The 12,215-nt window shown below is 74.1% G+C and carries 9 protein-coding genes; 6 read left to right on the top strand and 3 right to left on the bottom strand.

From position 1 onward, the window contains the following. Positions 1-72: 72 nt before the first annotated feature. Positions 73-3,360 (top strand): ATP-binding protein, encoded by a 3,288-nt coding sequence (locus tag ABD385_RS23380; RefSeq protein ID WP_344579339.1) that lies wholly within the window; start codon positions 73-75, stop codon positions 3,358-3,360. Positions 3,361-3,415: 55 nt separating this feature from the next. Here ABD385_RS23380 and ABD385_RS23375 read toward each other — a convergent pair whose 3' ends face one another. Continuing rightward, entirely contained in the window at positions 3,416-4,309 is an 894-nt protein-coding gene (locus ABD385_RS23375) for an META domain-containing protein (protein WP_344579338.1), read from the bottom strand. Between the two features lie 189 nt (positions 4,310-4,498). Between ABD385_RS23375 and ABD385_RS23370 the strand changes: the two genes are divergently transcribed. Further along, positions 4,499-4,798, top strand: a complete 300-nt coding sequence (locus tag ABD385_RS23370) for a hypothetical protein (RefSeq protein ID WP_344579337.1) — start codon at positions 4,499-4,501, stop codon at positions 4,796-4,798. A 159-nt stretch (positions 4,799-4,957) separates the two neighbouring features. Beyond that, positions 4,958-6,451 (top strand): family 43 glycosylhydrolase, encoded by a 1,494-nt coding sequence (locus ABD385_RS23365; protein WP_344579335.1) that lies wholly within the window; start codon positions 4,958-4,960, stop codon positions 6,449-6,451. Here the strand turns inward: ABD385_RS23365 and ABD385_RS23360 are convergent. Continuing rightward, the gene (locus ABD385_RS23360; RefSeq protein ID WP_425585458.1) at positions 6,439-7,638 is read right to left on the bottom strand and encodes a GlxA family transcriptional regulator; all 1,200 of its coding nucleotides are present in this window, start codon (positions 7,636-7,638) and stop codon (positions 6,439-6,441) included. The genes ABD385_RS23365 and ABD385_RS23360 overlap by 13 nt on opposite strands. Before the next feature lie 277 nt (positions 7,639-7,915). Here ABD385_RS23360 and ABD385_RS23355 point away from each other — a divergent pair, with 277 nt between their 5' ends. Then, positions 7,916-8,845 carry an NADP-dependent oxidoreductase gene (locus ABD385_RS23355; protein ID WP_344579333.1) on the top strand — a complete coding sequence of 310 codons (930 nt, stop codon included), beginning with the start codon at positions 7,916-7,918 and terminating at the stop codon, positions 8,843-8,845. Between the two features lie 50 nt (positions 8,846-8,895). On the opposite strand, the gene ABD385_RS23350 is transcribed toward ABD385_RS23355, so the two are convergent. Continuing rightward, entirely contained in the window at positions 8,896-9,819 is a 924-nt protein-coding gene (locus ABD385_RS23350; protein ID WP_344579331.1) for an aminoglycoside phosphotransferase family protein, read from the bottom strand. A 623-nt stretch (positions 9,820-10,442) separates the two neighbouring features. Here ABD385_RS23350 and ABD385_RS23345 point away from each other — a divergent pair. Both ABD385_RS23345 and ABD385_RS23340 read left to right on the top strand, forming a co-directional pair. Next, entirely contained in the window at positions 10,443-11,039 is a 597-nt protein-coding gene (locus ABD385_RS23345) for an ankyrin repeat domain-containing protein (protein ID WP_344579531.1), read from the top strand. Continuing rightward, the gene (locus ABD385_RS23340) at positions 11,036-12,190 is read left to right on the top strand and encodes a hypothetical protein (protein WP_344579330.1); all 1,155 of its coding nucleotides are present in this window, start codon (positions 11,036-11,038) and stop codon (positions 12,188-12,190) included. Before ABD385_RS23345 ends, ABD385_RS23340 begins: the two co-directional genes overlap by 4 nt. Positions 12,191-12,215: the final 25 nt, after the last annotated feature.

Raw genomic sequence — 12,215 nt, 5'->3', positions numbered from 1 at the left:
GGCGCTGACACGGGAGCGCACCGGTGCCGCCCTGACGTGCGGACCCCGCGGCGCGTGCGCGAGGATGGGCAGATGGACGGGGGTGTGCGGCTCGGCGTCACGCTGCTCGGCGCCTTCGAGGCGTCGCGCGGTGACGTCGTCCTGCCCGTACCGGGCGCCCGCTTACAGGCCCTGGTCGCGCGGCTGGCGCTCGCCGGCGGGCGCGCCGTCGCACGGGAAACACTGGTCGACGCGATCTGGGCCGCGGACCCGCCGACCGACCCGGCCCACGCCCTCCAGGCCCTCGTGTCACGACTGCGCCGCACCCTCGGATCGGCCGGCGCCGTCGCGCCGGGCACCGGCGGCTACCGGCTGGCCGTCGACGCCGCCGACGTGGACGCACTGCGGTTCGAGCAGCTCGCCGAGGACGGCCGGCACCACCTGCGGGCCGGCGCACCGCATTCCGCGGCGACCGTGCTCGGGGAGGCCGTGGCGCTGTGGGGCGAGTGTCCCGGCGTCGAGCCCGCGCTCGTCGCCGTAGTGGCGCCCGCCGTCGCGACCCGGCTGGCCCACGCCTCGATCGAGGCCGTCACCGACCTCGCCGACGCCGAACTGGCCCTGGGGCACGCCGACGCGGCCGCCGTCCGCCTGACCGCCCTGCTCGCCGAGCACCCCGTCCACGAACGCGCCGCCGCGCTGCTCATGGACGCGCTCGCCGCCCAGGGCCGCCAGGCCGAGGCCCTGGCCCGGTACGAGCAGGTCCGCGCCACCCTGGCCGACGACCTCGGCACCGACCCGGGCGCCGCCTTGCGCGAACGCCACCTGCGCCTGCTGCGCGCCGACCGGCCCGCCCCCGACCCCGCGCCGACCGGACGGAGCAACCTGCCCGCGCCGCTGACCAGCTTCGTCGGCCGCGACGACGACCTCGCCCGGATCGACACGCTGCTCACGGCCGGACGGCTGGTCACTGTGGTCGGTCCCGGCGGCGCGGGCAAGACGCGGCTCGCCGTCGAGGCCGCCCGCCGCCACCGCCGCGAGTACCGCGACGGCGCCTGGATGATCGACCTCGCCTCGGTCACCGAGCCCGCCAAGCTCGGCGCGGCGCTGCTGGCCGCGATCGGGCTGCGCGGCTCGGCACTGTTCGAGGCCTCGGCCAAGCTGCGCGGCGACGCCAGGGGCGAACTGGAGGTGCTGGCCGACCAGTTGGGCGGCCGGGAGAGCCTGCTCGTGGTGGACAACTGCGAGCATCTCGTCGACGCCGTGGCACACCTGGTCGCGGCGCTGCTGGCCCGCTGCACCGGGCTGCGGGTACTGGCCACCAGCCGCGAGCCGTTGGCGATCGACGGCGAGAGCCTCGTCCTGCTCGGCCCGCTCGCCCTCCCCGCACCACACGCCGACGTGGCACGGGCCCGCCGGTCGGCGTCGGTGCTGCTGTTCAGCGAACGGGCGGCGGCCGTGCGGCCGGGGTTCGACGTCGACCGGCACAACCTCGGCGACGTGCTGCGCGTCGTCCGCAGCCTGGACGGCCTGCCGCTCGCCCTGGAACTGGCCGCGGCCCGCCTGCGCACCCTCTCGCTGCCGGACCTGGCCGCCGGGCTGTCCGACCGGTTCCGCCTGCTGACCACCGGCAGCCGCACCGCCGCCCCGCGGCACCGCACGCTGCGCGCGGTCATCGCGTGGAGCTGGGACCTGCTCGGCGCGGACGCGCGGACGGTCGCGGAGCGGATCGCGGTGCTGCCCGGTGGCGTCACGCCGGCCTCGGCCACCGCGATCTGCGCCGGCACCGCGGTACCGGCCGGCGAGGTCCGGGAACTGCTCGCGGACCTGGTCGACCGGTCGTTGCTGCACCTCGCGCCGGACACCGGCCGGTACCGGATGCTGGAGACGATCCGCGAGTACGGCCTGGAGCGCCTGGCCGAACAGGGCACGTCGACCGACGTGCGGGATCTGGCAGCCCGTCACTTCGCCGAACTCGTCGCCCGCCACGACCCGCTGCTGCGCGGCCCCGAGCAACTCGACGCGCTCCACGCGCTGCACGCCGAGTACGCCAACGTCCTCGCCGCGCTGCGCCACCTCCACGACACCGGCGCCGCCGCCCGCGCGATCGGGCTCGCGGTGAACCTCATCTGGTGCTGGCGCATGCTCGGCCGGCACGTCGACGCCGCCCACTGGCTCGGCGCGGCGGTCGCGTTGCCGATCGAGCAGCCGAGCGTGGAGCGCGACATCGCCGAGGGGATGCTGCGGCTCGACCTCGTCGCCACCCCGGGCACCCCGGTCCTCGACGTGACCGAGGAGCGGGGCGAGGAACTGTGCGCGCTCATCGGCCGCCTGCGGAACCATCCGGAGCTGCCGGGCGCCGGTGGCGCCCTGCTCGCGACCCGACTGGCCGCCCTGGACGAGGAGGCCGACGCGCCGTCGACGTTCCTCGGGCGGCTCGTCGACGGGCCGGACCCGTGGCTGGCCGGACTGGCCCGCATGTTCCGCGCCCACTTCGCCGAGAACGAGGCCCACCTCGATCAGGTGCGCAGCGACGTGCCCGCCGCCCTGGCCTGCTTCGAGGCAGCGGGCGACCGCTGGGCCCTGGCCAAGGCACTGCCGTTGCGTGCGCTGCTGCGGCAGTACGACGGGGACCTCGACGGCGCCCTGGCCGACCTCGACGAGGCCATTCGGCTGGCCCGCGAGTTCGGGTCGCTCAGCCTCGACGACGAGATCTTCATCGAACTCCGTCGCATCGACGTGCACGAGCGGCTCGACGACGGCGGACGGGCGGGGCGACTGATCGCCGCGGCCCGCGAGCGCGCGGCGCGCTCGGCCTCACCCGAGCTGGCGATCGTGCTCGACGCCCGGGAGGCCGGTCTGCACGTCCGGACCGGCGATCTGGACCGGGCGCGCGAGCTGGTCGAGTCGGCCGAGGCCGGGCTGTCCGAGCAGCTTCCGGCCGTCGGCGCCCACGGGCGGGCCCTGGTCGCCACGGCACGGGGCGCGCTCTGCCTCGCCCGCGGCGACGGGCCGGGCGCCCAGGAGGCGCTGGACCGGGCGTACGAGGCGGCGGTCGACAGCAGGGACATGCCGTTCGCCGCGACGGTGGTGGTGACCGTGGCCGGCCTCGCCGCGCACTACGGGCGGCACCGGGACGCGGCCGGCCTGCTCGGCGCGGCGGCCCGTCTGCGGGGCGCCCACGACCACACCGACCCGCAGGTCCGCGCGGTGAGCAACCGCAGCCGGCGCGCGCTCGGCGACGACCGCTTCGCCGAGGCGTACGGGGCCGGCTGGAACCTCGACCCGTCGGCGGCCCTGACCCGGACCGACCCGACGCGCCTGCGCTGCGTGCCGCCGCCGTCCGGGCCACGTCCCGAACCGGGCCCCGTCGTGCAGCGGTGACCCTGGGCGGCCGCCATGCCGCCGCTGCCCACCGAACGTCCTCCCGCGGGCGTGGTCAGCTGCTGCCCTCGCGCTTGAACAGCGTCTCGACCACGCCGTGCGGGTCGGGGGAGTGGGGGCGGAGTACCAACCTGGTTCCCGCGCCGCCCACTCCGTACGTGAAGGGATCGGACCGTGCCATCCAGCTTTCGTCCTGCTCCTCCTGAATCGGGTTGCACTTGCGGTGGGTGGTCGGGCGCATGGCGGAGACGGTGAGGACGTCGCCGGTGAAGTGGGCTCGGGCGGTGACGCCGTTGCAGACGAGTCGGCCGGTCATCGTCCCGTTCTCGTGGAAGATCCAGGAGATCCTCCTGCTGTCCGGGTCGGAGCCCTGTCCGCCGTCGTCGCCCTGCACGTACCAGTAGTGCCATCGTGCGCCGAAGAAGCCCCGCGCCGGCCGGGTCACGCTGAGGGCCACGCGGTCGCCCCGGTCGTTCTTCAGGTCGAGGGTGCCGTCTTCGCCCGCGCGGTCGGGCTTCCGCTCGGATATCGCCAGGTGCCCGGTGAAGACTTCCTTGAGCTTCTGCTCGAAGGACGTCAGGCGCTGCGGGCAGCCTGAGACGGTCGCCGCCGGGCTGTCGCCCTTGAGCGTGAGGTCGTCGGCCCGCACGTCCGCCGTCAGCCGGAAGGGCGTGCAGCCGTAGGTGCCCGACACGGTGCCGTCGCGGCGGAACTCGACCCAGTTCCTGAGGAACGTCGTCGCTTCGGTGAGGGGTGGCGAGGAGAATTTCCGGCCGTCGACCTGGCCGCCGTCGAAATTGAGGACTGCGCCCACCAGCAGGTCGCCGGCGCCGCCCGGACGTTGCTTCGGGACGTCGGGGTCCGCGCGCCCGGCGTCACAGGCGGTGGACATCAGCAGTGTGACCAGCACGGCGAAGGTGGGGGAGAGGGCTCGGCGGAATCGGCGCATGGTCACAGGACGCGTGAGCGAACGGGTGGGTTGTACGCGCGGCCGAAACCGGCCGAGGATCCGCCGCGGATGTTAGTGGGGTGTTAGTGGGGTGGCAGGCGGGTGGGGGAGGGTGGGTGCCGCACCGAGAAGACACCGAGAAGACACCGCGAACACATCGCGAACACTGACTGTCCCGGGGGACCCGAGATGAACTCCAACACCGCTGTCGGCACTGTCCGCACGGCCCGCCGTCGGCGTGCCCTGCGCCTCGTCGCGACCGGACCGCAGTCGGGCGGCCCGCACGCCGGCCAGGGCACGTCGCAACCCCCGCTCCGCGCCGCGCAGTTGGCGGACGACGGCAACGCGGAGGTCCACTACCTCGACCAGTGGCGTCATCACGCCGAGGCCGTCAGCCGTGGTACGGCGGTGGCGACGTCGGAGACCGGGGCCGTGCTGTGGGCCTCGACGGCGACGGCATGTCCGCTGTGCTCGGCACCGGCGGCGTGACCGTCGCCCACGCGTGCATCCGGCCTGGCCACGAGCGGTGGAACTCCCCGGGGGGGGGGCTCCGCCGCCGCAGCAACCCGCGCCAGACCACGCAGGGCGCCATCCGCTCGGATGCGAGCCCGATGCCCAGCAACTGCGCCACGGTAAGGAAGGTCGCTGATGTCCCGTCAGTCGAAGATCGCCCTGTTCGCCTCCCTGCTCACCCTGATCATCGGGCTGGTCTGCGCCGCACAGGACCAGATGGCGGGCAGACCGCAGGCGCAGCCGGAAGCGGAAGTGGGGGCGAAGGTGGGGCACGGGGCGGTGCCGGCGGTCAACGCCGCGGGGACGTTCCGGAACCCGCTGAACACGGGGGCGGACCCCTTCCTCACCTATGCGAACGGGGCCTACCACCTCACCACCACCCAGAACGACAGCATCAAGATGTGGAGTTCGCCGTCGCTCGGCACGCTGCTGGACGCGGACCCGGTGACCGTGTGGCGGGACAGTGACCCCACCCGCAACCAGCACATATGGGCGGCCGAGTTCTACCGTTTCGGCAACCGCTGGTACATGTACTACACGGCCGACGACGGCGTGGACGACCATCACCGGCTGTACGTCCTGGAGTCGGACGGCGACGACCCGGCCGGGCCGTATCACTTCAAGGCGAAGCTGACCCCGCCCGACCACACGAACGACTTCGCCATCGACCCGAGCGTCTTCCAGCACAACGGCAAGCTCTACCTGGCCTATTCGGGGCTCAACCCCTACCAGCACAACGGCCTGAACATCGCCCCGATGTCGAACCCGTACACCGTCTCCGGGGACGCGGTGGCCCTCAAGGCCGACGGGGGCTGCCCGGAGGTCCGTGAGGCCCCCGAATTCCTCAACCGCAACGGGCGCACCTGGCTGACGTACTCCACCTGCGACACCGGCAAGCCCGACTACCAGCTGTGGATGCTGTCCCTGCCGGACAACGCCGATCCCCTGCAGCCAGGCAATTGGCAGCAGCACCCCGGGCCGGTCTTCGGCCGCAACGACGCCAAGGGGGTCTACGGCCCCGGCCACCACGCCTTCTTCCGGTCACCCGACGGCACCCAGGACTGGATCGTCTACCACGCCAAGTCGACCTCGGCGTACACCTACGGCAACCGCACGACCCGGGCCCAGCCGATCCGCTGGCGGGCGGACGGCAGCCCGGACCTGGGCCGGCCGTTCGCCCTGGGCGCGACGCAGGGCCTGCCTGCCGGCGACCCCGGCAACGGCAACTACTGGATCAACGACGACGGCCGGTCGAGCGGACCGGGCCACGTCACCTACCAGGGTGCCTGGAACTCGGGCAAGGGGTGCGCGACCCAGTGCTTCTGGGGCGACGACCACTGGAGCGACCGGACCGGCAACACCGCGACCTTCACCTTCACCGGCACCCGCATCGCGCTGCTCTCCGTACGGGACACCGGCAACGGCATCACGGCCCTCAGCGTCGACGGCGGCCCCGAAAAGCGCGTCGACTTCTACGCCTCACCCCGCACGGGCGAAACGCTCCAGTACCTCAGCCCGCGGCTGCCTTCCGGCAAGCACACCCTGCGCGTCCGGGTCACCGGGGAACACGGCGCACCGTCCACCGGAGCCTTCGTGAGCGTGGACCGGGCCGAGGTCTACACCGACTGAGACCGACCGAGGGCCCGACCGTCCGCGTCGTCGCGCACGGTTCGGGCGCGCGCGCCGACCCGTGACGTGCCGGCGCTGCCTGCGGCCGGCGGCGCGGCGCGGAAGGTCCGCCGGTACGTCGACGGGGCCACGCCCGCCTCCGCCGCCAGGTGGCGCCGCAGCGAGGTGGCGGTGGCGAAGCCGACCTCGTGGGCGATCCGTTCCACCGACAGGTCGCTGGACTCCAACAGGTGCCGCGCGCGCCGCAGCCGCTGCTGGGTCAGCCAGCGGCCGGGGCTCAGCCCCGTCTCCTCCCGGAAGCGCCGGGCGAAGGTCCGGGTGCTCATCGCCGCGTGCGCGGCCAACTCGTCCAGGGTGAGCGGCAGTTCCAGCCGATGCAGCGCCCAGTCACGGGTCGGCCCGGTGCCCGTTCCGCCCGCCGGCGGCAGCGGCCGCTCGATGTACTGCGCCTGACCGCCGTCCCGGTACGGGGGCACGACGCAGCACCGGGCGACGTGGTTGGCCACTTCACTGCCGTGATCCTGGCGGACCAGGTGCAGGCAGACGTCGACGCCGCTCGCCGCGCCCGCCGAGGTCAGCACGTCACCGTGGTCGACGAAGAGCACACCGGCATCGAGCTCGACCCGCGGGAACAACTCCCGGAAATGGTCGGCGAGCGCCCAGTGGGTGGTGGCCCGACGCCCGTCCAGGAGGCCGGCGGCGGCCAGCAGGAAGGCGCCGGTGCAGATGGACACCAGACGGGTGCCCGGGCGGACGAGGGAGAGCGCCGCGAGCGCTCGCGGGTCCGGGGCGGTGGCCGAGGCCCGGGAGATCGCGTACGGGGGGATGACCACGGTGTCCGCCTCGGCGAGCACTTCGGGACCGTGCCCGGGGGTGACGGTCAGGTCCGCGTCGGTCCGCACGGCCCGCCCGTCCACGCTCGCGGACAGCACCTGGTAGCGGCCACCGGCGGACCCCAGGACCCGGTGCGGGATGCCGAGTTCGAAGGGGTAGACGCCGTCGAGGGCCAGGACGACGACCTGGTGGGCGCCGGGCCGCGGATCCGGGTGCATCCGGCGGTCCGCTTCCGCCGCGCGGTCGGCGAGGCCACGGGCCCGGGTGGGCAGAGAGGGCACGGTGGGCGCGGTGCGGGCGGTGGGAGCGCCGTCGGTACCGGGGACGCGGCGGGCGGCAGGGTCGAGAGCCATGGCAGGAATGTATCGAAGGCTGACCTTCTGGCCATCGTCCAGGCGCGGACCGTACGGCCAATATCGAGGCATGACTTCCACGCACACCCCTGACGACCTCAACTCACCCGATAACTCACCCGATGGCTCACCTGATGACTCACCCGATGCGACGACCATGACGAACCCACCTGAGCCCGCTGACTTCCCTGACTTCCCTGACTCCCTTGGCTCCCCGGAATCTCCGAAAACTCCGAAATCTCCTGACCTCGCTGCCGCCTCGAACGGCGCCCCCGTGATGCACGCCCTGCACCAGACGACCCTCGGCGGCCCCGAAGTCCTCCAACTGACCGAGCTTCCCCGGCCCGCGCCCGGCCCCGGCCAGATCCTCGTCGCCGTGCACGCCGCCGGACTCAACCCCACGGACTTCAAGCACCGCGCCCTGCGCATCTTCCTGCCGCCCCCGCCACTGACCCTCGGCTGGGATGTCTCCGGCACCGTGGTGGAGACCGGCGTCGGCGTGACCCTCTTCCGGCCCGGGGACGAGGTGTTCGGCATGCTGCCCTACCCGCACGGGGCCGGCTCCCACGCCGAGTACGTGACCGGACCCGCCCGCGCCTTCGCCGCCAAACCGGCCGGCATCGACCACGTCCAGGCGGCCGCCCTACCGCTCGCCGCACTCACCGCCTGGCAGGCCCTCGTCGACACCGCGGACCTCCGGGCCGGTCAGCGGGTGCTGATCCACGCCGCGGCCGGCGGCGTCGGTCATCTCGCCGTCCAGATCGCCAAGGAACGCGGCGCGCACGTCACCGGCACCGCGAGTGCCCCCAAGCACGACTTCCTGCGCGCACTCGGCGCGGACGCCTGCATCGACCACCGCTCCGAGGACTTCACCGACACCGAGGAGCGCTACGACGTCGTCCTGGACGCCCTCGGCGGGCAGACCGCCACCCGTTCCGTGCGCGTGCTCCGCCCCGGCGGCGTCCTCGTCTCCCTCCTACCGGGTGCCGAGGACACCCTGGCCGTGGCGGAGCAGGCACGGGTCCGCGCCGTCAACCTGCTCGTCGAGCACGACCAGGCCGGGATGCGCGCCCTCGCCGAACTCGTCGACCGGGGCCGGCTCCGCGCCCATGTCTCCGCCACCTTCCCCCTCGCCGACGGCGCCCGGGCCCACGCGCTCGGCCAGACCGGCCGCACCACGGGCAAGCTGGTCCTCACCGTGCGCTGAGTTCGGCACTTCCCCATGGGGAGGCGTGACTTCCCCACGGGAAGGACGGGTCACCGGCCGACCGTCGCCGTGAGGCGTCGCAGTGCGGCGCGGGCGGGCGGGCCCCAACTGGGCTTGCCCCCGGGGCGGCCGCGGACGCCGGCGTCCGCGATGTGGATGCCGGCGAGGGCGCGCAGCACCGCCCAGCCGCGGGCGCGACGGAGGGTGGCGGCGTCCGGGCCGGGCCGGTACGCCGCGTGGAAGCGGTCGAGGGCGCCGTCCGGGAGCAGGATCCACGCGGCGGCGAGATCGCAGGCCGGGTCGCCGGCGAAGAGGTCGCCGAAGTCGATGACACCGGCGAAGGCACCGTTCGTGGTCAGGACGTTGGCCGGGTGCAGGTCGCCGTGGAGCCAGTGGGAGGGGCCTGCCCAGTCCGGCGCCGCGGCGGCGTCCACCCAGACCGCACGGACCGCGTCCGGGTCACGGATCAGCCCCAGTTCGGTGGCCGAGGCGAGCCCGTTGGCGAAGCGTTCGGCATGGCCGGCCAACGGTCCACCGCGGTCCCGGCCTGTGGGTGCCCCGGCGGGGGCGGGGCGGTGGAGAGCGGTCAGGAAGGCGGCCAAGGTGTCCGCCGCCTCCGCTGCGTGCGTGGCGGGGGCGCGGTCGGCGGGTTCGCCCGGCACCCACGTGGTGACGAGCCAGGGCCGCGGAAACCGTGCGGAGGGCTCACCGAGACGCTGCGGCACGGGGATCGGCAGCGGAAGGTGCGGGGCGAGGACGGGGAGCCAGAGGTGTTCCTTGCGCAGCAGCGCGTCCGCGGACCGCGTCGCCCAAGGCAACCGCACCGCGAGGTCGTCGCCGAGCCGCCACATCTGATTGTCCCAGCCGAGCGCTCCGAGCTTCAGCGGGCGATCCGCCAGGTCGGGGTGCTGCTCGCGCAACAGATCACGGATCACGTCCGCGGTGATGTCTCGGTCGGTCTCGATGGCCGTCATGCGGAGCAACGGTAGTCGGGGAGCGGCCGGTCGGGGTTCCGGGCGGATCCGCGTCGAGCACGGGCGGGCCTCGGCGACGTCAACCGATCGGTCGACACCGGCGTCCACCGATCCGCACGTCGCGGTGAGCCGCTCCGACGACGAGACGCGGCCGGACACGACCCAGGATGGACGTGGACCTGGACGTGGACGGGGGGTCGGTTGGGGATGAGGCAGTGGGCGCAGGCGGGTCCGGCCCGCCGAGGGGCGTCGGGTGCAGTGGCGCCGAGCCAGGCACTTCCGCCCCCGACACCCCTGAGAAATAACGGAGTTGATGGGATTTGACCCGCGCAGAGGATGGCGAAGAGGTCGCCGAGCGAGGCCGCCGCGCCGGCCGAGTGCCCCGCGGCCTGCCGAACGCGCCGCACCGTGCCGCGGCCCCGTGCCCGATCTCGTTCCCGGCCCCACCGCCGACCTCGACGGCCAACGGGACCCCCCGTCCCGTGCGCCGTCGGCCCCACCTGTCCGCGGCCCGCATCCGCGCCGGACTGCGGGCGGGGATCGGGATCGCGGTCCGTACGAAGACGGCGACGACGCTGTCCGTGCTGCGCACCCGTACCCCCTGGAGTCCTAGGAGCACCACGATGCATGCCCTCGATCGCGCCTTGCTGGAGGCCGCCAGGCACGGCGACACCGACGCCGTGCGCGCCGCCCTCGACGGAGGCGCCGCGGTGGACACCCGTGACGCGCACCGCCGTACTCCTCTGCTGCTGGCCGCCCTCGGCGACCACGTGACGGCCGCCGAGGTGCTGGTGGCCGCCGGTGCCGACCCGAACGCCCAGGACGACCGGGACGACAGCCCGTGGCTGGTCACCGGCGTCACCGGCAGCGTCGCCATGATGCGCGCCCTGCTCCCGGCCGGCCCCGACCTGACGGTGACCAACCGCTTCGGCGGCACGTCCCTCATCCCGGCCGCCGAGCGCGGTCACGTCGGCTACGTGCGTGCCGTGCTCCGCGAGACCGACATCGACGTCGACCACGTGAACCGGCTCGGCTGGACCGCCCTGCTGGAAGCCGTGATCCTCGGCGACGGCGGCAGCGCCCAGCAGGAGATCGTCGAGCTGCTGATCACCGCCGGCGCGACCCTGGACCTGCCCGACGAGGACGGCGTCAGCGCCCTCAGGCACGCCGTGCGCCACGGGTACACCGAGATCGCCGACCTGCTCAAGGCCATCCGATGAGGCGGGCCGCACCCCGGCGGCGGGCCCTTGCGGCCGTCCGTGCCTCGGCCGTGTGCGTCACCGTCGGACTCGTCGTCGCGGGATGCTCCGCCGGTCCGGCGGCCGACGCGTCGGCCGCGCACGACGGTTCACCGTCCGTCGCGGCGCAGAAGGTCCCCGCGCCCTCCGGCCGGACGCCCGAAGGCACCGTGCTCGTCGCCGACTTCGGCGCCGACACCGTGACCTTCGTCGATCCCGCCCGGGGCGCCTTCGACGCCGTGCGCGTCGGCACCGCTCCGTACGGGCTGGCCGTCGGCGGCGACGGCCGTGCCTGGGTCGCCACCGCCGAGGGCGTCGCCGTCGTCGACACCGCCGGACGCAAGCGGATCGCCCGCATCCCGTACGCGACGAAGGGCATCGGGGAGCCGACGCACGGCGAGTACCGCGGCGGCGGCATGGGCATCGCGCTCGCTCCTGACGGCCGGCATGCGTACGTCGGCGTCAACCGGCCCGGCGGCAACGGCACCGTCGAGGCGATCGACACCCGCAGTCTGAAGGTCACGGGCGTCGCCGAGGTGGGCCGTCGCCCGTTCGACGTGGACGTCGCACGGGACGGGCGCGAGGTGTACGCCACGGATCACGACTCCTTCGACGTCACCGTGGTGACCGCGGGCTGCCTCCGCACCCGGCGCATCGAGGTCGCCCCCTACGGCACCGAAGGCGGCCTCGGCTCGTGGCTCAAGCCGCACTACACCGCCGTACGCCCTTCGGACGGCAAGCTGCTGCTGCCGTTCGAAGGGGAGCGGCTGGCCGTCGTCGACCCGGAGACGGGCCGCACGCGCATCGAGAGGATGACCGCCAACACCCATCAGCACGGCGTCACGATCACCGACGACGGCACGCTGTTCGCCGTCGGCACCGGCCCGATCGACCCCTCCCGGGACAAGGGCCCGTCGCTGACCGTGCGCACCCCGCAGGGGCACGAGAAGGTGATCCCGCTGGACGGCCCCCACGAGGACGTCGCCGTCTCGGCCGACGGCCGCACCGCCTACGTCACCGGTGGCTTCACCCGCGACGGCTACTGGAACGGCCTCTCCGTCGTCGACGTGGACTCCGGCACCGTCCGACGCCTCACCGCGGGCGCCCGCCCTTTGGGCATCGCGATTCTCTGAGCCGGAGCTCGCCCGTCGCACCGGC

The organism is Streptomyces lunalinharesii (assembly GCF_039532155.1).
GTDB classification, from domain to species: Bacteria; Actinomycetota; Actinomycetes; order Streptomycetales; family Streptomycetaceae; genus Streptomyces; species Streptomyces lunalinharesii.
The sequence above is the reverse complement of the archived record's forward strand: the minus strand, read 5'-3'. Positions and strand labels throughout refer to the sequence as shown.

What these genes read in the sequence shown, in the direction of transcription:
- ABD385_RS23380 (WP_344579339.1), top strand. Translation starts at nt 73, where the DNA reads ATGGACGGGGGTGTGCGGCTCGGCGTCACGCTGCTCGGCGCCTTCGAG.
- ABD385_RS23375 (WP_344579338.1), bottom strand. Translation starts at nt 4,309, where the DNA reads ATGCGCCGATTCCGCCGAGCCCTCTCCCCCACCTTCGCCGTGCTGGTC.
- ABD385_RS23370 (WP_344579337.1), top strand. Translation starts at nt 4,499, where the DNA reads ATGAACTCCAACACCGCTGTCGGCACTGTCCGCACGGCCCGCCGTCGG.
- ABD385_RS23365 (WP_344579335.1), top strand. Translation starts at nt 4,958, where the DNA reads ATGTCCCGTCAGTCGAAGATCGCCCTGTTCGCCTCCCTGCTCACCCTG.
- ABD385_RS23360 (WP_425585458.1), bottom strand. Translation starts at nt 7,638, where the DNA reads ATGGCTCTCGACCCTGCCGCCCGCCGCGTCCCCGGTACCGACGGCGCT.
- ABD385_RS23355 (WP_344579333.1), top strand. Translation starts at nt 7,916, where the DNA reads ATGCACGCCCTGCACCAGACGACCCTCGGCGGCCCCGAAGTCCTCCAA.
- ABD385_RS23350 (WP_344579331.1), bottom strand. Translation starts at nt 9,819, where the DNA reads ATGACGGCCATCGAGACCGACCGAGACATCACCGCGGACGTGATCCGT.
- ABD385_RS23345 (WP_344579531.1), top strand. Translation starts at nt 10,443, where the DNA reads ATGCATGCCCTCGATCGCGCCTTGCTGGAGGCCGCCAGGCACGGCGAC.
- ABD385_RS23340 (WP_344579330.1), top strand. Translation starts at nt 11,036, where the DNA reads ATGAGGCGGGCCGCACCCCGGCGGCGGGCCCTTGCGGCCGTCCGTGCC.